We start from the raw sequence: 25078 nt of genomic DNA on the forward strand, positions 1-25078 counted from the left end.
CTGTTTTTTCTAAAGGAGGACTATCGTGAATATTTTGACGCTCAACTGCCACGCCTGGTTAGAGGACCGCCAACAAGAAAAAATCGACTTCATCGTCGAACGGATCGCGAGCGAGGATTATGACATCATCGCGCTCCAAGAAGTGAATCAACACAAAGAGGCCCCGATCGTCGAGGGGTTGATCCGGGAGAACAACTTCGCCTACGTGCTCGTCGAACGATTGAAGGAGCTCGGGGTCACGTATCACATGACGTGGGACTTCGCCCATTACGGCTATGACGTCTACGAAGAAGGTGTCGCCATTTTGTCGCGTACCCCGTTTTTATCGACCGAGTCGTTCTTCGTCTCGAAGACGACGGACCCGAACAACTACAAGTCCCGAAAGATCGTCAAGGCGATCGTCGACGGCGTCGATGCGCCGACGGCCGTTTACTCGTGCCATCTCGGTTGGTGGCATGACGAGGAAGAACCGGTCCGCCATCAGCTTGATGAGTTGCTGCGCCGTGCCGAAGAGGATGATCGTGCCCTTCTCCTCGGTGACTTCAACAACGACGCCTTTCTCCGCGGGGAAGGGTATGATTACTTGATCGATCACGGTCTCCAAGACTTGTTTCATTTGGCGACCGAACGTGAAGGCGATGCGACCGTCCAAGGCAAAATCGCCGGCTGGGACGAGAACAAGAAAGCGCTCCGAATCGATTTGATGCTGACGAACGCACCGATTCACGTGTCACGCCACGCCGTCGTCTTTGACGGTGAGAACGGACCGATCGTCTCCGACCACGCTGGCGTCGAAGCGACCGCCTTTTGGCGCTAAGGAATCCTTTTCTTTCACGATTGTGAGAGAAAAGGGTTTTTCTTTCGTCGTAAATTCGGTATGGTTGGAGACGACTGAAGTCTAACAACTTTGAACGAAAGAAGTGATTTTATTTTGACGACTACCCCATCGCTCAGCCGTACCGACTGGACGCTCATCTTATCGCTCGCCCTGCTGACATTCGTGCTCGGGACGAGCGAGTTCGTCATTGTCGGCATCTTGCCTGACATCGCCGACGGGCTCTCCATCTCAATCGCGACGGCCGGAACACTCGTATCCGCCTTCGCCATCACGTTCGCCATCGGGACACCGCTCACGATGTCATTCACGAGCCATTTGCCGAAACGTAAGCTCATGCTCACGCTGACCGCTCTCTTTATCCTATTTAACTTATTCAGTAGCCTCGCGCCGACGTATGGCATCTTGCTCGTCCTTCGCATGTTGACCGCCGTCGTGACCGGGGTTCTCATCTCGCTCGCCATGCTCGTCGCAAGTGAATCGGTACCGACGGGAAAACGTGGCATCGCCATCTCGTTCATCTTCGGCGGGTTCACGATGGCGAACGTGTTCGGGGTCCCACTCGGTACGTTCATCGGGCAACGAAGCGGCTGGGAAACGACGTTCATCTTGACGACCGTCTTAGGTGTCGTCGCATTTCTCGCTGTGTACCGCGTCGTCCCGAGTCAGTTGACGAGTGTGCGGACGTCGATTGCCGACCAGTTGCGCCTGTTGACGAACCCACGTATTTTAATCGCCTTCTTCATCCCGGCGTTCGGTTTCGGTGCGACGTACGTCGTCTACACGTATCTCGTCCCGATTTTAAAAGGTGTGCTCGGTGTGCCGGTCGCTTGGGTCAGTCCGATTCTATTGGCGTACGGATTCATCTCGATTTTCAGCAACATGGCGGCCGGGAAAATCGCGAGTCACAATCCGATCGGCCGACTGCGTTTCGTCTTTCTCATCCAGGCGTTCGTCTTGGCCGCCTTGTACGTGACGACGTCGAACGTGACGCTCGGCCTCCTCAATATCGCGCTCATGTCGTTCATGGCGATCTTGCTCACGACGTCGACACAGTTGTATTTGATCGACTTGGCCGAGAAGTTCAATCCGGACGCCAAAGGGCTCGCCTCATCGCTCATGCCTGTCGCGAGCAACGTCGGGATTGGCTTCGGGTCTGCGCTCGGTGGACTCGTCTACGCGAACACGCCCGTCATGACGCTCGCCCTCGTCGGAGGCGCCGTCGCGCTCTTGACGGCTTTACTCACCACGGTCAGCTATACGCTCGACCGACGCTAAAACAGCGTGCCCAACTCGGGCACGCTGTTTTCATAACCAATTTAAAATTTGTTCAATCGTCTCGTCGAGCTGCTCTTTCGCGCTGAGCGGACTGTCGTTATCGCCGTCTTGCGGTCCGTACATGCCGAAGTTGGCATGGTTGCCGTCTACAATCTCATAAAAGACGGCATCGTCCGGGACGTTTTCTCGGCTCGCCTCGATGTCAGTTTGCGTCGCGAGCCCATCGACTTCTCCAGAGATGGACAAGACACGTAGCTCGCTCTCCACCATCGAGCTGATCGGGTATGAAGCGAGGAAGATGACCCCTTCGACTCGGCTCTCGTTCTCGAGCGCAAAACCGGACGCGGCCGAACCGCCGAGCGAGTGTCCGCCGACGATCCAACGTTCGATGCCTGGATGAGCGGCGATAATCGTCTCCGCCGCATCGATATCTGCGATGCCGAGATTCAAGCGCAGCGACGGGATGGCGACAAAGACTCCTTCTTCCGCGAGTCTTGAGCCGTAGTAGGCGTATGCTTCTTTCTCGACTTTCGCACCCGGATAGAGGATGATTCCAACCTCGCTATCCGGATCACCAAATTCGATACGATTGTCCACTTCCGTCGCCTCGGCCGCGTAACCGAGCGCTTCATCCGTCGGCCCATACGTCAGTTGCGTCCACACGAGGAAGCCGATGACGGCGACCAAAATGAGGCCAACTAGACCAAGGCCGATCCACTTCAACTTTTTCTTCATTATAAGACCTCCATTTGCATCCGTTTCAAGGTCACGGTACACTAGTATAAAAAAGGGAAATACCAGGGGGAGACCATGACCAAGAGTACTGTAACCACGACGATTCAGTGGTTCATTTTTATTTTAGCTACAAATATTGTACCACCGCTTTCGATCGCTGCCTTATTCGAACTGTCGCCGGCCGATACGATGACGTTCATCTCACGTTCGCTGTTCGTCTTCGCGCTGTTTAGCATCATCCAGACGCTGCTCGGCCACCGTTTGCCGATTTTAGAAGGACCGGCCGGCATTTGGTGGGGCGTGTTCACGCTTTATGCGTCCATCGGTCCTGCGCTATACGGAAGCGGCCAAGAGACACTCCAAGCGCTCGGATTCATGTTGTTCTTGAGTGGTGTGCTCGGTGTGCTCATGACCGTCACCGGGATTTTACGTCGGATGCTGTCGCTCTTTACGCCGCAAGTGCTTGGCGTCTATATGATTCTCCTCGTCCTCCAGTTGTCAGGCGCCGTCATCAAAGGCGGGTTCGGCGTGAGCGAGAGCGGTATCAATACGATTCAGGCTGTCGCGACGGCCGGTCTCGTCTTGTTCGCCCTCACGCTCGAACGGAGCCGCTTCAAACAGTACGGTCTTGTCATGACGCTCCTTGTCGGATTCGGGCTGTTCAATCTGCTCGGGCTCGGCAATCCAATCGTCCGTTCGGAGTCGTTCTTCCTCGTCCCTGAGTTGTTCCCGTTCGGGGCTTGGGTATGGAATTGGAACTTGCTGCCGACCGCGTTCGTCATCACGCTCCTCCTCATGACGAACGTGCTCGCCAACATCAAACTGATTGAACGGATTGTCAGTTCGCGGACGAAGCAACAAGTCGAAGGCAACGTCCCGGCGTCAGGCATCGTCAGCGGCTTCAGCCAAATCGTGGCCGGATTGTTCGGTACACCTGGCCCGGTCGCGATTTCAGGAACGGCCGGCTTCTTGTCTTCGACCGAGAGCGTGCACCGGGCACCGCACCTCGTCGCCCATACGCTCATGATGGTGCTCGCCTTGGTCGGTCCGTTCGTCTCGCTCATCGCGAGCATTCCAGCCGCGGTCGGCTATGCCATCGTCACCCCGCTCATCGCGACGATGATCATCATCGGGATTAACGAGGCGGCGTTCGAGTTGAATCAAAAGACGGCCTCGCTCACCGTCGGCCTCCCGCTCGTCATCGGGGCCGGTGCGATGCTCCTCCCGCCTGGTGCGATGAACGATTTGCCGCCGCTCCTAGCGACCGTGTTCTCGAACGGGCTCGTCCTCGGGACGATCGTCGCCTTGACGACGGCAATCCTGAGCCGCATCAGAGACTAAAAGAACTGACCTCGCGCGAGGTCAGTTCTTTTTCGTGACGTGCATATGGAATGCCCTGTCGTGTGGCAAGACGGCACCGTCTTCAAGCTCGAAATGGGTACGGTCTTTGACATAGGTTGCAATCGAGCGCGTGTCACGGTGAAGCGCGCGTCTGAACGCCTGCTCGGCCGTGACCGGGCTCCCGTCGTCGTTTCGTAACTCGAGCCCCATCAGTTTATACCCGAGCGTCTGGCCGCCACGGCTCATCTGGCACGCCTCGAGCGCATAGGCGACAAGCGTCGGGGTGATGACCGTATGGACGAACTCGCTCTTTACTTTCTTCCGGACGATTTGCTCGACACCGTAACTGACGAGTCCGGCGATGACGCTGTCGATCAACACCGCTTGCGTCCGTTTTTTCGTCAACGGTCTCATCGGCTCATCCTCTGCATCATGCCTGACGTCAACACTTCCGTGCCCTGTCCTTCTTCGGCGGCCATAATCAAGGCGCGCGCCACATGGAGCGCTTGAATCGGTGCGGCGTCCGGTAACTTATCGAGTAAAAACGGTTGCAGCGGACGGCTGACGATTTCGGCCGCTTTCTCGCCGAGACGGAACTCATCCCGATCCCCGAGCAATAGCGACGGACGGGCAATAATTAAATGGTCGAACCCGAACACTTTCAGGCCGTTCTCGAGTTCCCCTTTGACTCGGTTGTAGAAGAATGGTGAGCGGAGCGACGCCCCTTGCGCCGAGACGACAACGTAACGTGTCGCACCATGTTGTTTGGCGATCCGCGCCGTCTCGAGCGGCAAGTCGAGGTCGACGTGTTTGAACGCATCTTGCGAACCAGCGACAGCAATCGTCGTCCCGAGCGCACAGTAAACGTCATCGACGTGAGGTAACGCCTCGTCCATCCCTTCAAATCCGACGACTTCATGTAATTTCGGATGCTGCCAACGGGTCGAGCGGCGGACTACCATCCATACCGCATCATATCGTTCCTCTTCAAGCAACTGCTCGACGAGCTCGCGTCCGATTAAGCCGGTCGCGCCGACCACAAGTGCTGTTTTCCCCATCCTCGTTCCCCCTTGATTCGTAGTTGCTTTCAGTCTAACTGACTTGCCGTTCCTCGGCAACGACTTCGACCGGACGGAAGCGGTCGACGAGACGGAAGAATCCGTTCAAGAACAAGGCGGTGAACGAACCAGCGACGATCGCACTATCAGTGAACAATTGAATCGGTTCCGGCATGTTGGCCACGATCCCTGGGTTGGCCGTGATGCCGAGCCCGATGCCAATCGAGAGCGCGATTGTAACGAGGTTCTCGTTCTTCGAGAAATCGACTTCGCTCAAGATACGAATCCCGGATGCGGCGACCGTCCCGAACATGACGAGCATCGCCCCGCCGAGCACCGGCTTCGGGATGAGTGTCGTGAACGTCGCCACTTTCGGTAAGAAACCGAGTAAAATCAAGAGCCCACTCGTCCAAAAGATGACACGACGGGATTTGACGCCCGACAGTTGCACGAGTCCGACGTTCTGACTGAACGTCGTGTACGGGAAGCTGTTGAAGATGCCACCGAGAATCGTCGCGACCCCTTCAGCCCGGTAGCCTTTCGTCAATTCGTTCGAGCCAATCGGCTTCTTCGTGATGTCACTGAGCGCGAAGAACACGCCTGTCGATTCAATCATAGAAATGATGGCAACGAGCGTCATGACGAGGATAGCAGAGACGTTGAACGTCGGCATCCCGAAATAAAACGGTTGCACCATCTGGAACCAGCTCGCCTCTCGGACAGGGCTGAAGTCGACGAGTCCGAGCGTGGCGGCCACACCGGTCCCAATCAAGACGGCAAACAAAACCGCTGCCGCACGGGTGAATACCGTCCCGACCCGATTCAAGACGATGATGAGACCGATTGTGAGTCCACCGAGCGCCAAGTTTTGCATCGAGGCGAATCCAGGCTCCCCTGGCGCGCCGCCGCCGATATCGTTGATGGCGACCGGGATGAGCGACAAGCCGATGACCGTCACGACCGAACCGAGCACGACCGGCGGAAAGAAACGGGCCAGTTTTCCGACGAAACCAGAAATCAGAATGACGATGATACCGCTCGCGATGAGTGCGCCGTAAATAGCGGTGATGCCGCTCGAGCTCCCGATCGCAATCATCGGGCCGACCGCGGTGAACGTACAGCCGAGCACGACCGGGAGACCGACACCGGTGAAACGGGTCGTCCATACTTGCAACAGCGTCGCGACGCCGCACATGAACAAATCAATCGCGACATTGTAGACGATATCTTTGGAAAAGCAACACTTTCTGAACGGATAGCTAAAAGTTCGATTTTTCTGAAACTGCTGTATACTGAACGTATACGAATCAGGATGGGAGCGATTATGCGATGAAGCTATTTGTATTAGGCGCGACCGGCCGGACCGGTCACCAGTTCGTCGACCAAGCGACCGAACATGGCCATCACGTCACGGCTTTCGTCCGGGAACAGAAAAAATTGATCCCGACGCCACAACTTGAAATCATCGAGGGCGACGTGACGGACGTGTCTGCATTGACCAACGCGATGAATGGTCACGACGCGGTCGTCAGCTGTCTCGGGACCGACCTATCGGATGAGGACTTCCTCGCCCGCGTGACCGACGCGCTCGTCCCGGCGATGAAAGCGAACGGCGTGACGCGCATCATCTATCTCGCCTCGGCCGGCATCGACCAAGAGATTCCCGGGCTAGCCGGAAAAGTCGTCACGTTCATGCTTCGAAAGCCGCTCCGGGATCACCGGGCCGCGGTCGATTTGTGGCGCAACTCGTCGTTCGATTATACGATTGTCCGGCCGATGCAACTGACGGACGGTCCACGGACGTCGGTGTATCGCGTGTCCGTCGACGGGATTCCAGAGAACGGGAAACAAATCTCCCGGGCCGACGTCGCCCAGTTCATGTTGAATGCCGCTGAAGACCAACTGTTCATCCGCCAATCGATTGGACTGGCGTACTAATTTTTTTCAATTCATGCTACAATATCGGATAGTCAAATTTGAAAGGAACGAATACAACACATGAGTATATTATCGGTACAAAACTTGAGCCACGGCTTCGGTGACCGCGCTATTTTAAACGACGTCTCTTTCCGCCTATTGAAAGGCGAACATATCGGCCTCGTCGGGGCGAACGGTGAAGGAAAGTCGACGTTCATGAACATCATCACACGTAAATTGCAACCGGATGAAGGAAAAATCGAATGGGCGAAAAACGTCCGTGTCGGCTATCTCGACCAGCACGCGGTCCTCGAGCGCGGCATGACCATCCGGGACGTCTTAAAGAGCGCGTTCCAATACTTGATCGACATGGAGACACGCATCGGCGAACTCTACATGGAGATGGGTGACGCGACACCGGAGCAAATGGAAGACATGCTCGCAGAAGTCGGTGAGCTCCAAGAGACGCTCGACTCGAACGACTTTTACATCATCGATGCGAAAGTCGAGGAAGTCGCGCGTGGTCTCGGTATTCTAGACGTCGGGCTCGACCGTGACGTCACGGACCTCTCCGGTGGGCAACGGACAAAGGTGTTGCTCGCGAAGTTGCTTCTCGAGAAGCCGGACATCCTCCTCCTCGATGAGCCGACGAACTATTTGGACGAGGTCCACATCGAGTGGTTGAAGCGTTATCTTCAAAACTACGACAACGCGTTCATTTTGATCTCCCACGATATCCCGTTCTTGAATAGCGTCATCAACTTGGTCTACCACATGGAAAACCAAGACTTATCGCGCTACGTCGGCGACTACGATAAGTTCATGGAAGTGTACGAGATGAAGCGCTCGCAGCTCGAGTCGGCCTACAAACGCCAGCAGGCGGAAATCGCCGACTTGAAAGACTTTGTCGCCCGGAACAAGGCACGTGTCTCGACTCGGAACATGGCGATGTCACGTCAGAAAAAACTCGACAAGATGGACGTCATCGAACTGAGTGCGGAACGTCCGAAGCCAGAGTTCCGCTTCCTTCAGGCCCGCACGTCAGGCCGTCTCATCTTCGACGCCAAAGGCCTCGTCATCGGGTACGATGAGCCGCTTTCACGTCCGCTCGACCTGCAAATGGAACGCGGTCAGAAAATCGCGCTCGTCGGAGCGAACGGAATCGGGAAGACGACGCTGTTGAAGAGCCTTCTCGGGTTGATCAATCCGCTCGAAGGCACGGTCGAACGCGGTGAGTTCTTGGAGATTGGTTACTTCGAACAAGAGGCGGCCGTCAGCAACAACACGTGTATCGAAGAAATTTGGAGCGAGTTCCCATCGCTCAACCAACAACAAGTCCGAGCCATGCTCGCGAAATGTGGGCTCATGACGAAGCATATCGAGAGTAAAATCGCGGTGCTCAGTGGTGGCGAGAAGGCGAAAGTCCGCCTCTGTAAGCTTCAAAACAACGAGTCGAACCTTCTCCTCCTCGATGAGCCGACGAACCACTTGGACGTCGATGCGAAGGAAGAGTTGAAGCGTGCGTTGAAAGAATATAAAGGCAGTATCCTACTCATCAGTCACGAACCAGAGTTCTACCAAGACATCGTCACAGACGTCTGGAACTGTGAGTCGTGGACGACGAAAGTATTCTAACTTGTAGAGGAAGTGTCGCATGACTGGCCCAATCCAATTGAACGAACGGATCGTTCTTTACGACATCATTCGAGGATTTGCCTTATGCGGCATTTTTCTCGTCAATATCCCGAGCATGCTCGGGAGCGACTGGATGTTCGGTCGCCCCGACTACACCGGAAGTGACTTGCTCGTCCGGACGCTGTTCGACATGTTCGTCCAGACGAAGTTTTACACGATTTTCTCGCTGTTGTTCGGCATCGGCTTCTCGATTTTCCTCGAGCGTTCGTACGCTCGGGGCGAGTCGGCGAGCCGCTACGTCCGACGTATCGTCATTCTATTTTTGTTCGGACTCGCTCACCTGGCCATCTGGTCGGGTGACATCTTACATACGTACGCGATGTGGGGCTTACTGCTTCCCTTGTTTTATCGCTTGAGTAATCGGGCCATCTTGACGTGGGCGTGGAGTTTATTGCTCGGAAGTTTCTTCTTGCTTTACGTCTCATCCGCGCTAGTGGAATGGACCAACGGCGGATCGTTCAACTCCGGTGTTCCGTTCCCGACCGTCTTCAATGACGGGTTCAGTGTTTGGTTCGATTATCGTCTGAACGTCGAAATCTTTGCTGCTATCTCAAACTCCCTTCTCGTCGGGATTGAAATTTTAAGTATCTTCTTGTTCGGCCTCTATATCGGACGGGAGCGAAAGCTACTCACGTGGACCGTTCAAGGACTGACACGGACGGCCATCGTCTGCGCCGTGCTCGCGTTGCCGTTCTTCGGTGTCATCTTGTGGCACCATTACGGTGGCGGCGACGCCTATTATTGGCTGAACTTGATTGCCGTCCTCGTCTCTGGGAAGTTGCTCGCGACGACGTACGTCTGTCTATTCACGATCGCCGTCCGCAACGGGCGCGCATTCCGTCCGCTCCAAGCGCTCGGCCGGATGGCGCTGACGAACTATTTGACGCACACGCTCGTCGTCGTCCTGCCGGTCATCGCCCTCGGCTACTACGGCCGCCTGTCGTTGACGGAAGGTTTGTTCTTGAGCATCGCGATTTTGATTGCCCAAGCGTTCTTCTCGATGTGGTGGCTGAAGTCACACCGTTACGGACCGTTCGAGAAGTTATGGCGCATCGGGACGTATGGGTTGCAACGAAAATCTTAACAAGCATCATAAAGGCTCGAAGCAGACGCTTCGAGCCTTGTTTACGTTAACGGTCCGGTTTTGCCTTCGTGTTCAACAACATCAGGGCGATTCCGATCCACAGTGTCAACCCGACGTACATGAAGAACGTATTGACGTTGAACAGTTGATTGTTCATGTAGATGGAAAAGACGTCGCTCGTGATACTATTTGCGTAGTCTAAGCCTCCACGTCCCTCCTGATTTAAGACGATATCCGTCACGTACGTCCGGTATCGGTCGAATGCATTCATCTGATAGCGATACCCCGCAACGAGCAACATCGGGATAAAGACGAAGCCGTACCATAACAAACGTGGGCGCACGTTCGCCATCAGTTCCATCCAGCCGAGCATAAAAAACAGGATGAAAAAGAAAAGGAGAAACAGGCCGATGAGCGCCGGATTCCCGTTTCCGGATATCTTCTCCGGTTGAACGGTCATCACGTTACCTAGATAGAAAATTCCGATACACACCCCAAACCCGAGTCCCATCATCCAGCCGATTCGCTTCTTGTTCATCTGTGCCCCCCGTTCATCGTTCGATTTATCATAAACTCTTCCTCGTTCAGTATAAGGCTACTTTTCCCAATTCCCCATAAAAAAATGAACATCCCGTCTCCAGGATGTTCATTCATACGTCAGTTCGTCGCCGTCTCTGTCAACACAGGGACGATCTGTTTTTTCCGTGACACGACGCCAGGAAGTGTCGCCAACCCTTCTTGAAGTTCAACGTTGAACGCCTTCTCGAACAAGTCCTTTTTCTCACCGACGACGAGCGCTTCTGAGTCGTTCGTCAAAATGTTCGTGATGGCAAGAACGAACAAGTCGAGCTCTTTGTCCAACAATTTCACCGCCATCGCTGCTTCGACGTCCGCTTTACGGTTCAATACGTCGTTCGCGTCGACCGTGTTCACTTGTGCGATTTCCACACGGTAGTCGCCCATCGCGAACTCTTTCGAGTCGAGCGTGATGAGTTCAGGCACCGTCTTTTGGCTCAAGTCAGCCCCCGCTTTCAGCATCTCAAGACCGTACGCCTCGACGTCTGTCCCAGAGATCTCAGCAAGCTCTTTCGCTGCTTTGATGTCCTCGTCCGTGCACGTTGGTGATTTGAAGAGGAGCGAGTCCGAGATGATGGCCGAGAGCATCAAACCAGCCATGTCCGGAGCGATCTCAATCCCGTGCTCTTTGTAGAGTTTAAGTAAAATCGTCGCCGTGCAACCGACTGGCTCGGCCCGGTAGTAAAGCGGGTCTGCCGTTTGGAAGTTCGCGATGCGGTGGTGGTCGATGACTTCGAGAATGCGCACGTCTTCGATGTCGACGGCACTCTGTTGGAACTCGTTATGGTCGACCAAGATGACCGCGTTCGCTTCGTCTGAGACGCGTTCGACAAGACGTGGCGCTTTGACGCGGAAGTGGTCGAGTGCGTATTGTGTCTCGTTGCTCACTTCACCGAGACGGACAGCCTCTGCGTCCATCCCTAATTTCTTCTTCAGCTCCGCGTAGGCGATCGCTGAACAAATCGTGTCCGTATCCGGATTTTTGTGTCCGAAGACAAGTACTGTACTCATAGTTCATTCTCCTCACTGAATAGTTTTCCCTCATCCATTATAACGTCTATGCCCGTTCTTTCAATTGCAAAACAAAAAGAGCCCGCGGGCTCTTTATGCTTGTTCGTCTTCGTCCGTCTCTTCGAGGTCCGAATGATCCCCTTTTGAGTCTTCCTCGTGCGAGATGTCGGGCTGATCGCGTTTCAACTTCTCACGTTCTTCTTGTTCGCGTTTGTCTTTGTCTGACATGCGTCTTCACCCTTTCGGTTTTGTCATGTCGTAGACTGTTCCCCGCGGATGTTTGATTCAAACAGATGTCACCCATCTGTTAACGAATTGTGATGTTACGCTTGCACGAACACGACTTCGTCGCCGCGAATCTCGACGTTGACGTCCTGCCCTTGGAATAACCACTCGTCTTGTTCGGCTACGACGAAGCGAATCCCGTCCGCCTCAGTCTCAACCGCCGCGTTATCGATGTCTTCTGTGATGACGCCGACCGAGAAACCGTGCGTCAAGTCCGTCGAACCCCCATACTTAGCAAACAAGCGCACCGTCTGGCCTGATTTCACTTCCATCTCGTCTTTAAAGAATTGTAATGCTTCTTCTGTCACGTTGATTTTCATCTGACATCCTCCTCTCGACTTCTGTCTTCATTCTAATCGTTTCGAAATAGTCGAGCGAGGAAGTTGCCTAGAGGGTCGTCCCTGACAAGTACGTGACCGTCAAACTTTCCTGGACGACCGGCGCGCCCGTCATTTCCTGGAACGTGGCCTCAAACAAGGCGCGCCCGATGTCTTCGTTCGGGGAGCGCATCGTCGATAAACCGAACGCCTGGCCAATCGGATGGCCGTCAAAACCGAGCACAGCGATGTCATGCGGCACCTGAAGGCCGCTACGGGTCGCTTCCCCTAAAAAACCGAGCGCGACATAGTCAGACGAGAAAAAGAGCGCACGGGGGCGCTCCTGTTCAGAGAGGAAAGCCGAGACCAACCGCTTCCCGTCCTCACTCGTCAAGTATCCGCTATAGACCCATCGCTCACGCGCGGACGCCACTTCATCGAAGTATGCCTGCTGACGCACGATGGAGCTTGGACTGTCCGGCCTCGATAAGACGATGCCGACGTCTTCATAGCCTGCCTCTGTCAAGACACGAAGGCCGGTTTGGAATGCGGTGTAATGATCGACATGAACAGACGAAATCGTCTCCGGTGCACCGACCGTCGCGACGGAAATCGGACCATAGGCTCGATACGTCTCCATCTCCTCGAACGTCATCGTATGCGACAACACGATCGCACCGTCAACTTCCCGATGCTTCAACAAGTCGAGCGCTTGACGTTCTTGGTCGAGCCGATATTCGGTTTGCCACATGACGAGTCGATAGTCTTTCGCTAGCGCGGCTTTGGCCAACCCGTTGACGAACAAGCCATAATACGGATGGTCCATATACGGCAAGATGACGACGAACCGCTGTGTCCGCCCGGTCGAGAGCGTCAACGCTTGTTGATTCCGCAAGTAGCCGAGCTCTTTCATCGCACGCTGCACCCGCTTTCGTTTCTCGTCAGACACGTACGGATGCGCATTGATGACGCGCGATACCGTCGTCACGGACACGTCTGCATGTTTCGCGATATCTCGAATGTTCGCCAACTCGTCTCACCTCAGTTTGTCAGTCTTTGCATATAGTGTACCCAGTTTGCATCTGGACTGCCACCCTTGTCGATCACTTGCACGCGAATCGCCTGTACGAGACGAAACCGTTCCTCGATTGGCAACTGAAGGAATTCATCTTGAAAATGGCTACACAACATTCTTCCGAACGGCGTGTACAACTGATTGATCACCAGTTCATAGACGATCCCGCTGCAAAACGTCTTCCATGTTGATCCATTCATCGGATTTCCCCTCCTTTGATTCAAGCGTACAGGCTGAAACGCGTTTCAGAGCAAGCTTTATTTTTATTCCATCGATTTCCGAACAATATTTGAATAATTCGAACGTTTTTTAGTTTTTTCATTCGAAATGATTGACGACTCAACCTCATTTTTGTATAGTCATCAAGTTGATAGCGTTTATTTCTGATTAACCGGACTATTAATGTTCGGAAATTCATCATCATAAGGAGTCTTATTCATGAACTTATTTCATTTGAAACAACATGGGACGAATGTTAAACAAGAAGTGACCGCTGGCGTCACAACGTTCGTCACGATGGCGTATATCTCGGTCGTTAACCCGGCCATCCTGTCTGATGCCGGCATCCCGTTCGCGCAAGCGTTCACGGCGACCATCATCGCCATCTTGATCGGAACGGGACTTATGGCGTTTTATGCGAACCTGCCAATCGCCGTAGCACCCGGGATGGGGCTGAACGCCTTCTTCGCCTATACGCTCGTTGCCCAGCAACAAATCGCACCGTCGACCGCGCTCGGCGTCGTCTTCGTCTCGTCTGTCTTCTTTTTGATTTTATCGCTGTCCCCGATTCGGACGAAGTTGATTCAAGCGATTCCGGCGTCATTGAAGCATGCCATCACGACCGGCATCGGATTGTTCATCGCTTCGCTCGGTTTGAAACTGTCGGGTCTCATCGTGTCAGACGAAGCGAACCTCGTCCGTCTCGGCGACTTGTCTTCTCCGAGCGTCCTCCTCGTACTCGGCGGGCTCGTCGTGTCGGCACTCCTTTTCTCACGGAACATCCCAGGGTCACTCCTCATCGGGATGATTCTCACCGGGATTGCGGCCTACTTTATGGACCTCTTAAAAATTGACGGGGTGACGGCGATGCCGACGTTGCCGGAAGGACTGATGGTCAATCCGGTCACCGCATTCACCGATGTCATTCAATACGGCCTGTTTGGCGCCGTCTTGTCATTCTTCCTCGTCACGCTCTTTGACACGACCGGCACACTCGTCGGGGTCGGAAAGCAGGCAGGGTTATTGAAGCAAGACGGAACAATTGAGAACGGGCACCGCGCCTTGTTCGCTGACTCGCTCGCAACGATGGGCGGCTCGCTCGTCGGAACGAGCCCGTCGACGGCGTATATTGAATCAGCCGCCGGTGTCGCTCAAGGCGGACGGACCGGCCTGACGACGGCTGTCGTCGCGGGATTGTTCGGGCTCACGCTCTTCTTTAGCCCGCTCATCGGCGCCATCTCCGGTGTCGCGGCCATCACGGCGCCCGCACTGATTATCGTCGGGGCCCTCATGTTGACGAACGTCCGCTATATCGATTGGTCGGACTTTAGCGAATACTTCCCGGCCTTTATGACGATCCTTATCATGCCGCTCTCAGGTAGCATCGAGCGCGGGATTGCCTTCGGGTTCATCCTCTATCCGATCTTTAAAGCGATGAACAAAGAGACGGTCCACCCGCTCATCTACTTGTTCGGCGCACTCTTTATCTTGGAAATGTTTTTCTTATAAGTTAGATTCGTGCCCTCGTCCTCGACGAGGGTTTTTCTGTATCGAAGCAAGGGAATGCTGTTTTATAGCAAGATATGCCTGAATTCCAATTCATTCTCATCCCCTTCTCAATTAGACAGGATTTTACAGTTTTTTATGCGATTCATCCCATTTTGCTTTATTGTTGTCGTTCCGTTATGAAATAATGGCGGTGAAATCGTTTACGAAAACCAGCTGAAGAAAGAAGGAATGGACATGCCTAAAGTGGCGCTATTCGTCACTTGCCTTTCCGATACGCTCTTCCCATCGGTAGGTCAAGCGACGGTCGAACTATTAGAACATCTCGGTTGTGACGTCAGTTTCCCGTTCGAGCAGACGTGTTGCGGTCAACCCGCCTATAACAGCGGTTACCATGAAGAGACGAAAAAAGTGGCCAAACACATGATTGAAACGTTCGAGAAAGCCGATGCCGATTACATCGTCGGGCCGTCGGGTTCTTGCGTCATGATGATGCGTGATTATCCACACTTATTCAAAGACGACCCAGCGTGGAAAGCGCGGGCCGAGGCGCATGCGGCGAAGACGTTCGAGTTGACACAATTCATCGTCGACGTGCTCGAAGTGAAAGACGTCGGGGCGAAGTTTCCGGCCAAAGCGACGTATCACGCCTCGTGCCATATGACGCGTCTCCTCGGGATTGAGGCGGCACCGGGACAACTGCTCAAACATGTTGACGGCTTGACGATGCTTCCGCTTGATGGTGTCCATAACTGCTGTGGTTTCGGGGGGACGTTCTCGGTCAAGATGCCGGACGTGTCGGTGCAGATGGTCGACGAGAAGGTCGCGTCCATCTTGAATTCTGGAGCCGACGTCTTAATCGGTGCGGACGCCTCATGTCTAATGAATATCGGCGGACGCCTACATAAACAAGGGCATCCGATCAAAGTGATGCATATCGCGGAAGTGTTGAACGAAGGGGTGAAACAAGCATGAGTATGGGGATTCGGCTAGATGAAAAGTTTCAAGCACGTCGCAAAGACGGGATCGACAACCCGTTCATGCGCCAAGCTGTCAGCTCGGCTCAAAACCGGCTTCGTGACGGTCGGCTGAACGCTGCCGGCGAACTCGGGGACTGGGAAGCGTTCCGTGACCATTCGGAAGAGATTCGCCAGCACGTGCTCGAACATCTCGACTATTACTTATATCAGCTAAGTGAGAACATCTCGAAACGCGGCGGCAACGTCTTCTTCGCGGAGACACCGGAAGAAGCGAACCGATACATCCGTGAAGTCGTCCGCTCAAAAGAGGCGAAACACGTCGTCAAATCGAAATCGATGGTGACCGAGGAAATCGGTTTGAACGAGGCACTCCATGAGGAGGGTTGTACGGTCGTCGAGTCGGACCTCGGGGAATGGATCCTTCAACTCGACAACGATCCACCGTCCCATATCGTCGCCCCCGCGCTCCATAAAGATCGAAACGCCGTCCATGAGACGTTCACGGCCCACGGGTACGTCGGAACGAACGACCCGACCGAACTCGGCCGTTACGCTCGTCGCGAGCTGCGGAAAGATTTCTTGAAAGCGGAAGTCGGCATCACCGGCTGTAACTTCGCCATCGCCGAGAGCGGTGCCGTCGGGCTCGTCACGAATGAAGGAAACGGACGGATGGTCACGTCCCTTCCGGACACGGTCATCTCTGTCATGGGGATGGAGCGGCTCGTGCCGTCGTACGAAGAGTTCGAAGTGCTCGTCAACATGCTCTGCCGAAGCGCCGTCGGGCAACGACTCACCTCATACATCACGACGTTCGCCGGGACAAGGGCTGTCGGCGAGGTCGATGGTCCTGAAGAATTCCATCTCGTCATCGTCGACAACAAGCGCTCCGGGATTCTCGGCACCCAGTTCCAATCGGTGCTGCAATGCATCCGCTGCGCCGCCTGCATCAACGTCTGTCCCGTGTATCGTCATATTGGCGGTCACGCCTACGGCTCGATCTATCCTGGCCCGATCGGCGCCGTGCTCGCACCGCTCCTTGACGGTTACGAGAATTATAAAGAATTGCCTTACGCCTCGAGTTTATGCGGTGCCTGTACGGAAGCGTGCCCGGTCAAGATTCCGCTCCATGAGCTGTTGATCGAGCATCGCCGCGTCATCGTCGAAGAAAAGAAGCAGTCACCGTTCGTCGAACGCATCGCCATGAAAGGTTTCGCCGTCACGTCATCGAGCCCGTTCTTATTCGAGGCGGCCGAACAGATGGCGCCGTTCGCCACATCCCCGTTCACAAAGGCGGGCCAAATTGATAAAGGCTTACCGGCTTGGACCGACTCGAAAGATATGCCGCAACCGAGTAAACAGACCGTACGGGACTGGTTTAAGAAACGGGGGAATGCACAGTGAATCCAGGAACAATCACGAATCGGGAAGACTTTTTGAATCGTATCGCCAAACAACTCGGACGTGACGTCGACTTGACCCCGCCCAAACGTGTGTACAAGCACCGCCCGCAAGATGACGTGTTGAAAGACGTGTCTGAAGAGGGGCTCCTTGAGACGTTTCGCATGGTTGCGATGCGCATCCATACGGACGTCGTCGAGTGCGATTCGGCTCACCTCGACGATACGCTCCGTCTTTTAATTGAACGCTATGAAGGATCCGCCATCATCGCCGAGCAAGACGAACGAATCAAATCGTGGGCGCCAAAGACGAGCGCATCGTTCGACTGGTGGGACGCCACGCGTCCGGATGAGAGTCGGGCGTTGGCCGTCAAAGCCGATATCGGCATCACAATCGCCGACGCGGCGTTCGCCGAGAGCGCGACAATCGTCCAATACGCAAAACCGGGAAAATCACGGACGATAAGCCTGTTGCCGCACGACCATATCGCCATTATCCCGAAATCGGCCCTTGTCCCTCGGATGACACAAACCGCCAAGCAGCTCAGTGCATTAGACAAGGACGGAGACCTCGCGTCACCGAACGGCGTCAACTTTATCTCCGGCCCATCGAACTCGGCCGATATCGAGATGAACTTGATTGTCGGGGTACACGGTCCGGTCCGTGTCGCCTATGTGCTCGTGCACGATTTATAAATAGCAAGACTCGCGCGTGAAGGGCTCACGCGCGAGTCTTTTTCATGCTTGTTCAACGGTAATGCTTCCGTTCGAGCTCGTCAGTCTAAGTTCAACCGTCCCATCCCCATACGTCCGCTCATTCGCCCGATCGCCGAACAGCTCGACTTTGCCGTTGTTCGTTTTCGCACGGATGACGGCGTCACGCGGCTCACGTTTCAACCGAACATCGATGCGCCCATTATTCGTCTTCAGGCGGACTGGGTGCTCGAACACATCCATCGCATAGTCGATGCGTCCGTTCGAGGTCTTCGCCTCGACCGCTCCTTTTACGTCATGGATATCGAGACGCCCGTTCGAGGAATGGACCTCTAATCGATCGACGTTCGAGGCAGCGACTTCCACGCGTCCGTTCGAGGAATGGGCATGTAACGCCTGACCGCTCATCGCCGTGAGACTGACTTTCCCGTTCGAGGAACGGAAAGAGCCACGCTTCGCATTCACCGTGTGCACCGTGATACTACCGTTCTCGCTCTCGACTTCGACCGATGCCGCATCTAGGTTTCGCACGTCGCACGAGCCGTGACGATTCTTCAAGACGACTTGTTCATACGCATGACGCGGCAGCTCGATATGGAGCACCGGGGCCTTCGTCACCGCCCAGGCAAACAAATTCGATAGACCGAAACGACGCTCGGACTCGATTCGGATTTCCAAGGTGTCCCCGACGATATTCATCGTCACCCCGTGGTCCCGTTCCGTCTCGAGCGTGGCGTAGGCAAAACCGTCATGCGACGGAACGACGCGGACGTGTGCTTGCAGGACGTCGATAGAGACGTTATGGAACGCCACGTTCTGACTTTTGACGACGGTCGGCTCTTTACGACTGACTTCAGAAGAGGACTCAGTCGACCCAAGCAGCTCACCGGCTAACGTCTCTGGCCGCCCAAGCTCCTCAATCATCGCTGCGTCCGTCTTCCCGTCTGCCCGTCCGTTCGCAAAGTACTCGGACACGTCACGCAACATATCGACTCGTTCGATGACGCTCACCCCGGCAAGTAATCGTTCGAGCTCTCCCAAATACTGTTCTTCTGTCATACGTCGTCTCCCCCTTTAATCAATTCGTTGACGCCTGTTGTGAACAATTCCCACTCGTTTCGTAACGCCTCTAAATGCATCTTCCCTTGGTCCGTGATCGTGTAATACTTTCGCGGCGGTCCTTCAGCCGACTCTTTCAAGTACGTCGTGAAGTAGCCTTCGGACGTTAGCCGCCGAAGGAGCGGATAGACCGCACCTTCCGAGATGGATACTTTCGCCGAAATGGCTTGGACGAGCTCATAGCCGTAACGGTCGCCTTGTTCGACGAGCGCGAGCACACATAAGTTGAGCACGCCCTTCTTAAATTGAGGATTCATCATCCCGCCTCCTCTACTATATATTAAACAATAGCCCATTGTTCACTATTGGTCAATGAATAGTAGTGAATTTCCGAGAATTTCTTGATTGGTGGCAACGGCTGGTTGAAATCTGTACAATGAAGGAACGAACCAGACAGGATTTTGTCACAGATGGAATGCACGTAGTTCCAGGAAGGAACGGTCTATTATGAAAGCATGGATTGACCAACGGATCGGAAGACAGTTTTTATTCGTCTTCTATTTATTCATCGGACTGATCCTCCTTACCTCACTTGCCGTGTACGTCTATACGGAAAATCGAATTGAACAGACGACGACCTCGCTCGAGAATGTCAGCGAACGCAGAACGAATGCGACTGAGTTATTCGAGACGTGGCAGTCCATGCAATATGAGATGCGCGGCTACGTCATCCTCGGTGACGAGGAGATGCTCACCCGCGTCAAAGATAAACAAGCGTTGATTGAGACGCAGACCGCTTGGTTTGAAGCGAATGCGGTCACTGAAAAAGAGAAAGTGTATGCGAGCGACGCTCGGACGCTCTTCTCGGCATATCAGGAACGTGTCATGCCGAGCCTAGAGCGCTATGTCGTAGCGAAACGTACCGGTACGGTCACCGAGCCGTTTTTGCAGATGCCGACACTCGGCAAGGTGACGCCGCAAGCGGAACCACCGGCAGACCGGAAGTTTAAAATCAATTCGAAGAGCGCCGCGGATATGAGCGCGAGCATCGTCGACATGGAGTCCGTGTTCACGGAATATCGAAACTCATTGAACGATGAGGAGAACATGCTTCGTGAGCAACTTGCGACACATACGAAGTGGGCGCAAGTGCTCTGGTTGTTATCCCTCCTCGCCGTCCTCTTCGTCCTCTTCATCGCCGCCCGTCCGTACGTTCAGCGGTTGACCGGTCAGCTCCAAGACTTGATCGTCAACAGCGGTCGACTCGCGGATGAACAAATCGTGCCGATGCAGTGGGCCTCGTCTCGAAATGAGGTCGGCCAATTGACCGACTCGTTTCGTCAAATGGCCTCTTCGCTCGCGATGCAGCGTCATCAAGTCGAAGAGGAACGTGAAAAGACGGCCCGTCTGCTTCACTCGATTCGTGATGCCGTCATTTATGTCGAACATACGACGAACGAGAAGATGGCGAACCAGGCGCTATTCGTCATGTTCAATCAAGCCATCACAAAACGAAATGAGATGGACTTATATCGACTCGACGCCGATTTAGAAGCGCTCGGACTTCAAGTCGACCAAAAAACGCGTTCTTCTCGTTCATGCGCCATGCGTTCGAGGGTGAGGGCATGGAAGAGAGCGTGACGTTCTCGATGAACCAAGAAGCACGCTTCATTCAAATGTATGCCGAGAAGATTCATTTACGGGGCACGCGACACGGCACGATGCTCGTCTTCCGTGACGTGACACAAGAGACCGAAGTCGACCGTCTGAAGACCGAGCTCGTCTCGACGGTGTCCCACGAGTTGCGGACACCGCTCACGAGCATCATCGGCTTCACGGAACTGTTGCGCTATCGGAGCTTACAGCCAGATCGCGTCGATCAGTATTTAGGGATGATTCATCAAGAGACGCTTCGCCTCGAGGACTTGATTTCGAATCTGCTCGACGTCCAGCGCATGGAGTCTGGTCAACAGGCGTACGAGTACCAACCCGAACGCCTGCATGACATTTTGTCCGAAACGATTGCGCTACATCAAGGCGCGAGCCAACACCACGCGCTCACGCTCGAATGTGATACGAATCTCCTCGTTTATGGGGACCGGAATCGGTTGAGTCAACTGTTCACGAACTTGCTGCACAACGCGATTAAATATTCGCCGGACGGGGGGAAGGTTGCCGTCTGCGTCACGCATGATCAAGCGGACACGATTGAGATTTCGGTTCAAGACAAAGGCATCGGGATACCTGAATCGGCGATTTCCAAACTGTTCGATAAATTCTATCGTGTCGACAACTCGGCCAGCCGTAAAATCGGCGGCACCGGTCTCGGTCTTGCCATCTGTAAAGAGATTGCGGAAGGTCATGGCGGATCGATTCATGTCGATTCAAGTGTCGGGGATGGATCGACCTTCACCATCACCTTACCGAAATATGTAGCCGAAGATAAGATGAGTAGTTAACAAAAGAGAAGGGGTCCGCATTGCGCGAACCCCTCTTTTTTATTGGACTTTGTTTTCAGGGCCAAACGACGGATAAAGCGAAAGGCCACCGTCGGCGAAAATCGTCGTACCAGTCACGTAGGATGACTCGTCTGACGCGAGCCATGCGGCGACCGCCGAAATTTGTTCCGGACGACCAATCTCATGCGTCGGGATGAGCGCCTCGAGCCCTTTCTTCTCTTCCGGGTCTTGCATCGTCTCTTCGTTGATCGGTGTATCGATCGCACCTGGTGCGATGGCGTTCACGCGAATCTTGTTCGGTGCGTATTCAAGCGCGACCGATTTTGTGAACATCTTGACGCCACCCTTACTCGCCGCATAGTGCGTGTAACCTGGGCGGGGGATGACTTCATGCACCGACGACATGTTGATGATATTTCCTTGAATCTCGTGTTCGACGAAATATTTCAACGCGGCACGCACACCGAGGAACGTGCCCGTCAAGTTCGTATCGATAATCTTCTTCCAATTGTCGAGCTCCATCTCGTGCGTCTTCGCTTCGACTTGGACACCGGCGTTGTTGACGAAGATATCCATCTTCCCAAACTCAGAGACAGCTTTCTCGATCATCTTCTCGGCGAGCCCTTCTTCCGCGACGTCCCCTTTTACCGCGACCGCTTTCCCGCCACTCGTTTCGATGCCACGAATAACTTCGTTCATCTCGTCTTCGCTACTCCGATAGTTCAAGACGACATGGACGCCTTCTTTCGCATAGCGCTCGGCGACGGCACGCCCAATCCCTTTCGAACTCCCCGTGATGACCGCGACTTTCCCTTTTAACTCTGGATAGTTTGCCATACTGTTCCCTCCTTCAGCTTCTCGCTTTGTAGTTCCCTCATTCCCCTCTTGTCGAAACCTCCCGACCTTGATTTTGAATATTTAATGTAAATCCACTATACTGAAACAAACTACTCGTTTTCAGGAATTGCCTGAAAGACGTACAATCTTACTTCAATGGAGGTGACTCCCCGATTTTTGGGGGAATTTTTGGACAGTCCCACGTTACTCAGTTTAATCATCGTTACCTTGCTCATCTTCTTGACCGCGTTCTTTGTCGCTGCCGAATTTTCAATCGTCAAAGTGCGGGGCGCACGACTCGACCAACTCGTTCTTGAAGGAAACAAGCGCGCCATCGTCGCAAAAAAAGTGATTGAGAATCTCGATGATTCCTTTTCCGCGTCTCAGTTCGGCATCACCTTGTCCGCGCTCGGCCTTGGGTGGATCGGCGCCGATCAAATCGAAGGGATGATGGAACCGCTCGTCAACGTCTTCAACGTCTCGGCGACCACTTCGACGTTCTTGTCATTTTTAATCGCCTTCTTGTTGATCGCCTTCTTACATGTAGTTATCGGTGAACTCGTCCCGAAGACGCTCGCTGTTCACGAGGCCGAGAAGTTGACGCTCCTCGTCGCACGTCCGCTTTACTGGTTCACGAAGATTATGTATCCGTTCATCCGTGTGTTGAACAGTTTGGCCCGGCTCACGCTTCGCTTGTTCGGTGTCCAGACGACCGCTCAAGAGACGGCGCATTCCGAGGAAGAACTGAAGATTATCATGACGGAGAGCTTCAAGAGCGGGGAGATTAACGAGAACGAGCTCGCCTACGTGCAAAACATCTTCTCGTTCGACGAGCGCGTCGCGAAAGACGCGATGGTGCCGCGCATGAACATGGTCACGATTGACGAGGAAGATTCGATGGACTCGATTATCGCCACCGTCCAAGAGCACCAATATACGCGCTATCCGGTCACACGCGACGGCGACCGGGACGACGTGCTCGGCTTTGTGAACGCGAAGCAGTTGTTCACGGCCCAACTCGCGAACAGTGATGCCCCGTTCGCGACGTTCATCCATCAACTGCCGCTCGTGACCGAGTTCACCCCGCTCCAAGAAGCGATGGTGAAGATGCAAAACGCACGGACGATGATGTGTCTCGTCATCGATGAATACGGCGGCACGGCCGGCCTGCTCACGATTGAGGACATCTTAGAAGAAATCGTCGGCGAGATTCGTGACGAGTTCGACCGCGACGAACAGGCCGAAATCACGGAAGTCACCCCGGGGCACTATCGCCTGTCCGGCCTCGTCCTCACACAGGAAGTCGAGGAACGGTTCGGGATCGAGATTGAAGACGACGTCGACACGGTCGGCGGGTTCGTCTTGTCACAAAAAGCGAACGCCCGAGCCGGCGAACGCTTCGTCCTGCCCGGTGATCACGAATTAATCGTCCGTGAAGTCGATAACCACCGCATCGTCTTCGTCGACTTGATTCTCGCCCATAGAGACGAGATTCAAGCTGAAATCGATTGACGCTTCCACTTGCCTTCCCACTCCACGTCGGGAAGGCTTTTCTTATGCGCTCAGAACTGTCGCTATATTTTCATGTCCTGTCGTGCTATACTGCACATATGTTGCTTATTTGAGTGCACGCCACTCATTGACACAACATCACCGAGTTATTCACGATTGCTCGGTCCAACAACTACAGAAAGAAGGTTACGCATGGAACGTAAACTATTTTTAATTGACGGTAACTCCATGCTGGCCAGTGCCTACTATGGTGCCGCCGCGAGCCGAACGAAAAAAGGACGCGAGGTATCAAAAAACGATCGGAGCGCCGTCATCGGAATGACCGGCCTCATCCGGACGATTCTACGCAGACATCGTCCGACCCATTTTGTCGTCGTTTGGGACGTATCACGTGAAACATTGTGGCGTCGGGAACTTTATCCCGGTTATAAACGCCGCCGTCGCCAAACACCGCCCGAATTGAAGGCTCAAATGGAACTCATGCGCCAACTCCTTGAAGAGAGCGGCATCCCGCAATATCAAGTCGAAGGCTATGAAGGAGAAGATTTGATCGCCCACATCGCGCGGAAGTTCAGCTGTAGCGCACCTGTCGTCATCATGACGAAGGATAAAGATTTGCTTCAGCTCGTGAGTCCACGCATCACGGTTTGGCTTCAAACTCAAGAACTGCAACAGATGCAGGCGCGTTGCGACATTAAAGACAACCGCCCGCTCCCGCTCAAGCGACATCTCGAGATTCGCCCTGAGGAGATTGCAGCACTCTATGAAGGCTTGAAGCCGAAACAACTCTCAGCCGTCAAGGCGTTGACAGGAGACCGTTCTGACGGGATTCCTCCTGTGGCCGGACTTGACGAGAGCCAGTCGGTAAAATTGATTAAGCGATTCGGTTCGCTCGAAAAATTGTATACGGCACTGAGCGTCAAAGGCGACAAACGACAACAAATCAACGAAACGATCGCGGCACTGACGTCAGAGGAAGTGCCCCGTAACTTGAGACGCACCCGTAAGAAAGCCGAGCGCAACATGGAGCTCGTCCGTCTCGATGTCACGGTGCCACAGCTTGAACATTTGAAGCTCGCTCATCTCGAGCTTAGCATCAACCCAAAACGAGTCGAGCAAGCGTATAAAAAACGCGGGCTTCGCCTCTCGTTCGATTCAGGCCAGAAAAAAATGACAGCACGTTAAAAA

General features: G+C 54.1%; 27 protein-coding genes. 14 read left to right on the forward strand and 13 right to left on the reverse strand.

The genetic code is table 11. The annotated features are described in order from the left end of the window. Window positions 1-25: 25 nt before the first annotated feature. Window positions 26-817, forward strand: coding sequence for an endonuclease/exonuclease/phosphatase family protein (locus tag DI14_RS03330; protein WP_034805189.1), 792 nt, complete (start codon window positions 26-28; stop codon window positions 815-817). Between the two features lie 114 nt (window positions 818-931). Further along, window positions 932-2113, forward strand: coding sequence for an MFS transporter (locus tag DI14_RS03335; RefSeq protein WP_034805191.1), 1182 nt, complete (start codon window positions 932-934; stop codon window positions 2111-2113). A gap of 30 nt (window positions 2114-2143) precedes the next feature. Here DI14_RS03335 and DI14_RS03340 read toward each other — a convergent pair whose 3' ends face one another. After that, window positions 2144-2848 (reverse strand): alpha/beta hydrolase, encoded by a 705-nt coding sequence (locus DI14_RS03340; RefSeq protein WP_034805194.1) that lies wholly within the window; start codon window positions 2846-2848, stop codon window positions 2144-2146. Between the two features lie 75 nt (window positions 2849-2923). Between DI14_RS03340 and DI14_RS03345 the strand changes: the two genes are divergently transcribed. Further along, on the forward strand, window positions 2924-4189 hold the full coding sequence (locus tag DI14_RS03345; protein WP_034805196.1) for a purine/pyrimidine permease: 1266 nt from the start codon (window positions 2924-2926) through the stop codon (window positions 4187-4189). 21 nt (window positions 4190-4210) lie between these two features. Here the strand turns inward: DI14_RS03345 and DI14_RS03350 are convergent, their stop codons facing one another. Genes DI14_RS03350 through DI14_RS03360 form a run of 3 tightly spaced genes read right to left on the reverse strand, consistent with a single transcriptional unit; the run spans window position 4211 to window position 6592 of the window. Next, complete coding sequence (locus DI14_RS03350; RefSeq protein ID WP_034805198.1) at window positions 4211-4603, reverse strand: RDD family protein; 393 nt, start codon at window positions 4601-4603, stop codon at window positions 4211-4213. Further along, window positions 4600-5247 carry an NAD(P)H-binding protein gene (locus tag DI14_RS03355; protein ID WP_034805200.1) on the reverse strand — a complete coding sequence of 216 codons (648 nt, stop codon included), beginning with the start codon at window positions 5245-5247 and terminating at the stop codon, window positions 4600-4602. Before DI14_RS03355 ends, DI14_RS03350 begins: the two co-directional genes overlap by 4 nt. A gap of 34 nt (window positions 5248-5281) precedes the next feature. Further along, a complete protein-coding gene (locus tag DI14_RS03360) occupies window positions 5282-6592 on the reverse strand; it encodes a nucleobase:cation symporter-2 family protein (RefSeq protein ID WP_369792691.1) in 1311 nt (436 codons plus the stop codon). Here DI14_RS03360 and DI14_RS03365 point away from each other — a divergent pair. Genes DI14_RS03365 through DI14_RS03375 form a run of 3 tightly spaced genes read left to right on the forward strand, consistent with a single transcriptional unit; the run spans window position 6577 to window position 9943 of the window. Next, window positions 6577-7185, forward strand: a complete 609-nt coding sequence (locus DI14_RS03365; RefSeq protein WP_034805202.1) for an NAD(P)-dependent oxidoreductase — start codon at window positions 6577-6579, stop codon at window positions 7183-7185. The two genes, DI14_RS03360 and DI14_RS03365, sit on opposite strands and share 16 nt — an antisense overlap. A 60-nt stretch (window positions 7186-7245) precedes the next feature. Next, window positions 7246-8799 (forward strand): ABC-F family ATP-binding cassette domain-containing protein, encoded by a 1554-nt coding sequence (locus tag DI14_RS03370; protein ID WP_034805204.1) that lies wholly within the window; start codon window positions 7246-7248, stop codon window positions 8797-8799. A 19-nt stretch (window positions 8800-8818) separates the two neighbouring features. Beyond that, on the forward strand, window positions 8819-9943 hold the full coding sequence (locus tag DI14_RS03375; protein WP_034805206.1) for a DUF418 domain-containing protein: 1125 nt from the start codon (window positions 8819-8821) through the stop codon (window positions 9941-9943). A 46-nt stretch (window positions 9944-9989) separates the two neighbouring features. On the opposite strand, the gene DI14_RS03380 is transcribed toward DI14_RS03375, so the two are convergent. The 6 genes from DI14_RS03380 to DI14_RS03400 all read right to left on the reverse strand — a co-directional run bounded on the left by DI14_RS03380 (window position 9990) and on the right by DI14_RS03400 (window position 13407). Then, entirely contained in the window at window positions 9990-10481 is a 492-nt protein-coding gene (locus DI14_RS03380; RefSeq protein WP_034805208.1) for a hypothetical protein, read from the reverse strand. 119 nt (window positions 10482-10600) lie between these two features. Next, window positions 10601-11530 carry a manganese-dependent inorganic pyrophosphatase gene (locus DI14_RS03385; RefSeq protein WP_034805211.1) on the reverse strand — a complete coding sequence of 310 codons (930 nt, stop codon included), beginning with the start codon at window positions 11528-11530 and terminating at the stop codon, window positions 10601-10603. A 93-nt stretch (window positions 11531-11623) separates the two neighbouring features. Beyond that, window positions 11624-11758, reverse strand: a complete 135-nt coding sequence (locus DI14_RS15660; protein ID WP_255344253.1) for a hypothetical protein — start codon at window positions 11756-11758, stop codon at window positions 11624-11626. 95 nt (window positions 11759-11853) lie between these two features. Next, window positions 11854-12135: a HesB/YadR/YfhF family protein gene (locus DI14_RS03390; protein ID WP_029333828.1), complete on the reverse strand. Its 282-nt coding sequence runs from the start codon at window positions 12133-12135 to the stop codon at window positions 11854-11856. A gap of 67 nt (window positions 12136-12202) precedes the next feature. Then, window positions 12203-13162 (reverse strand): LacI family DNA-binding transcriptional regulator, encoded by a 960-nt coding sequence (locus DI14_RS03395; protein ID WP_034805214.1) that lies wholly within the window; start codon window positions 13160-13162, stop codon window positions 12203-12205. Window positions 13163-13173: 11 nt separating this feature from the next. Then, a complete protein-coding gene (locus DI14_RS03400; RefSeq protein WP_034805217.1) occupies window positions 13174-13407 on the reverse strand; it encodes a hypothetical protein in 234 nt (77 codons plus the stop codon). 238 nt (window positions 13408-13645) lie between these two features. On the opposite strand from DI14_RS03400, the gene DI14_RS03405 reads away from it, so the two are divergent. The 4 genes from DI14_RS03405 (at window position 13646) to DI14_RS03420 (ending at window position 18005) form a co-directional block, all read left to right on the forward strand. Beyond that, a complete protein-coding gene (locus DI14_RS03405) occupies window positions 13646-14935 on the forward strand; it encodes an NCS2 family permease (RefSeq protein WP_034805220.1) in 1290 nt (429 codons plus the stop codon). A gap of 234 nt (window positions 14936-15169) precedes the next feature. Further along, complete coding sequence (locus tag DI14_RS03410) at window positions 15170-15907, forward strand: (Fe-S)-binding protein (protein WP_034805223.1); 738 nt, start codon at window positions 15170-15172, stop codon at window positions 15905-15907. Window positions 15908-15909: 2 nt separating this feature from the next. Continuing rightward, window positions 15910-17313, forward strand: a complete 1404-nt coding sequence (locus DI14_RS03415; protein ID WP_034805226.1) for a LutB/LldF family L-lactate oxidation iron-sulfur protein — start codon at window positions 15910-15912, stop codon at window positions 17311-17313. Then, window positions 17310-18005, forward strand: a complete 696-nt coding sequence (locus DI14_RS03420; protein WP_034805229.1) for a lactate utilization protein C — start codon at window positions 17310-17312, stop codon at window positions 18003-18005. The genes DI14_RS03415 and DI14_RS03420 overlap by 4 nt, the downstream gene beginning before the upstream one ends. A gap of 42 nt (window positions 18006-18047) precedes the next feature. On the opposite strand, the gene DI14_RS03425 is transcribed toward DI14_RS03420, so the two are convergent. Both DI14_RS03425 and DI14_RS03430 read right to left on the reverse strand, forming a co-directional pair. Beyond that, window positions 18048-19082 carry a DUF4097 family beta strand repeat-containing protein gene (locus DI14_RS03425; RefSeq protein WP_034805232.1) on the reverse strand — a complete coding sequence of 345 codons (1035 nt, stop codon included), beginning with the start codon at window positions 19080-19082 and terminating at the stop codon, window positions 18048-18050. Next, on the reverse strand, window positions 19079-19399 hold the full coding sequence (locus DI14_RS03430; protein ID WP_034805234.1) for a PadR family transcriptional regulator: 321 nt from the start codon (window positions 19397-19399) through the stop codon (window positions 19079-19081). Before DI14_RS03430 ends, DI14_RS03425 begins: the two co-directional genes overlap by 4 nt. A 190-nt stretch (window positions 19400-19589) precedes the next feature. Between DI14_RS03430 and DI14_RS15585 the strand changes: the two genes are divergently transcribed. Together DI14_RS15585 and DI14_RS15590 are read left to right on the forward strand one after the other, a co-directional pair. Next, window positions 19590-20723 carry a hypothetical protein gene (locus tag DI14_RS15585; protein WP_235193381.1) on the forward strand — a complete coding sequence of 378 codons (1134 nt, stop codon included), beginning with the start codon at window positions 19590-19592 and terminating at the stop codon, window positions 20721-20723. Then, window positions 20708-21541, forward strand: a complete 834-nt coding sequence (locus DI14_RS15590; RefSeq protein WP_235193382.1) for a cell wall metabolism sensor histidine kinase WalK — start codon at window positions 20708-20710, stop codon at window positions 21539-21541. Before DI14_RS15585 ends, DI14_RS15590 begins: the two co-directional genes overlap by 16 nt. A 39-nt stretch (window positions 21542-21580) precedes the next feature. Here DI14_RS15590 and DI14_RS03440 read toward each other — a convergent pair whose 3' ends face one another. Further along, window positions 21581-22378 (reverse strand): glucose 1-dehydrogenase, encoded by a 798-nt coding sequence (locus tag DI14_RS03440; RefSeq protein WP_034805235.1) that lies wholly within the window; start codon window positions 22376-22378, stop codon window positions 21581-21583. Window positions 22379-22567: 189 nt separating this feature from the next. On the opposite strand from DI14_RS03440, the gene DI14_RS03445 reads away from it, so the two are divergent. After that, window positions 22568-23890 (forward strand): hemolysin family protein, encoded by a 1323-nt coding sequence (locus DI14_RS03445; RefSeq protein WP_034805237.1) that lies wholly within the window; start codon window positions 22568-22570, stop codon window positions 23888-23890. Window positions 23891-24082: 192 nt separating this feature from the next. After that, window positions 24083-25075, forward strand: a complete 993-nt coding sequence (locus DI14_RS03450) for a 5'-3' exonuclease H3TH domain-containing protein (RefSeq protein ID WP_034805239.1) — start codon at window positions 24083-24085, stop codon at window positions 25073-25075. Window positions 25076-25078 lie beyond the last annotated feature (3 nt).

It is taken from the genome of Exiguobacterium sp. AB2 (genome assembly GCF_000696055.1).
Taxonomy (GTDB): Bacteria; Bacillota; Bacilli; order Exiguobacteriales; family Exiguobacteriaceae; genus Exiguobacterium; species Exiguobacterium alkaliphilum.

What these genes read in the sequence shown, in the direction of transcription:
- DI14_RS03340 (WP_034805194.1), bottom strand. Translation starts at nt 2,848, where the DNA reads ATGAAGAAAAAGTTGAAGTGGATCGGCCTTGGTCTAGTTGGCCTCATT.
- DI14_RS03345 (WP_034805196.1), top strand. Translation starts at nt 2,924, where the DNA reads ATGACCAAGAGTACTGTAACCACGACGATTCAGTGGTTCATTTTTATT.
- DI14_RS03350 (WP_034805198.1), bottom strand. Translation starts at nt 4,603, where the DNA reads ATGAGACCGTTGACGAAAAAACGGACGCAAGCGGTGTTGATCGACAGC.
- DI14_RS03355 (WP_034805200.1), bottom strand. Translation starts at nt 5,247, where the DNA reads ATGGGGAAAACAGCACTTGTGGTCGGCGCGACCGGCTTAATCGGACGC.
- DI14_RS03365 (WP_034805202.1), top strand. Translation starts at nt 6,577, where the DNA reads ATGAAGCTATTTGTATTAGGCGCGACCGGCCGGACCGGTCACCAGTTC.
- DI14_RS03370 (WP_034805204.1), top strand. Translation starts at nt 7,246, where the DNA reads ATGAGTATATTATCGGTACAAAACTTGAGCCACGGCTTCGGTGACCGC.
- DI14_RS03375 (WP_034805206.1), top strand. Translation starts at nt 8,819, where the DNA reads ATGACTGGCCCAATCCAATTGAACGAACGGATCGTTCTTTACGACATC.
- DI14_RS03380 (WP_034805208.1), bottom strand. Translation starts at nt 10,481, where the DNA reads ATGAACAAGAAGCGAATCGGCTGGATGATGGGACTCGGGTTTGGGGTG.
- DI14_RS03385 (WP_034805211.1), bottom strand. Translation starts at nt 11,530, where the DNA reads ATGAGTACAGTACTTGTCTTCGGACACAAAAATCCGGATACGGACACG.
- DI14_RS15660 (WP_255344253.1), bottom strand. Translation starts at nt 11,758, where the DNA reads ATGTCAGACAAAGACAAACGCGAACAAGAAGAACGTGAGAAGTTGAAA.
- DI14_RS03390 (WP_029333828.1), bottom strand. Translation starts at nt 12,135, where the DNA reads ATGAAAATCAACGTGACAGAAGAAGCATTACAATTCTTTAAAGACGAG.
- DI14_RS03400 (WP_034805217.1), bottom strand. Translation starts at nt 13,407, where the DNA reads ATGAATGGATCAACATGGAAGACGTTTTGCAGCGGGATCGTCTATGAA.
- DI14_RS03405 (WP_034805220.1), top strand. Translation starts at nt 13,646, where the DNA reads ATGAACTTATTTCATTTGAAACAACATGGGACGAATGTTAAACAAGAA.
- DI14_RS03410 (WP_034805223.1), top strand. Translation starts at nt 15,170, where the DNA reads ATGCCTAAAGTGGCGCTATTCGTCACTTGCCTTTCCGATACGCTCTTC.
- DI14_RS03415 (WP_034805226.1), top strand. Translation starts at nt 15,910, where the DNA reads ATGGGGATTCGGCTAGATGAAAAGTTTCAAGCACGTCGCAAAGACGGG.
- DI14_RS03425 (WP_034805232.1), bottom strand. Translation starts at nt 19,082, where the DNA reads ATGACAGAAGAACAGTATTTGGGAGAGCTCGAACGATTACTTGCCGGG.
- DI14_RS03430 (WP_034805234.1), bottom strand. Translation starts at nt 19,399, where the DNA reads ATGAATCCTCAATTTAAGAAGGGCGTGCTCAACTTATGTGTGCTCGCG.
- DI14_RS15585 (WP_235193381.1), top strand. Translation starts at nt 19,590, where the DNA reads ATGAAAGCATGGATTGACCAACGGATCGGAAGACAGTTTTTATTCGTC.
- DI14_RS15590 (WP_235193382.1), top strand. Translation starts at nt 20,708, where the DNA reads ATGGAAGAGAGCGTGACGTTCTCGATGAACCAAGAAGCACGCTTCATT.
- DI14_RS03440 (WP_034805235.1), bottom strand. Translation starts at nt 22,378, where the DNA reads ATGGCAAACTATCCAGAGTTAAAAGGGAAAGTCGCGGTCATCACGGGG.
- DI14_RS03450 (WP_034805239.1), top strand. Translation starts at nt 24,083, where the DNA reads ATGGAACGTAAACTATTTTTAATTGACGGTAACTCCATGCTGGCCAGT.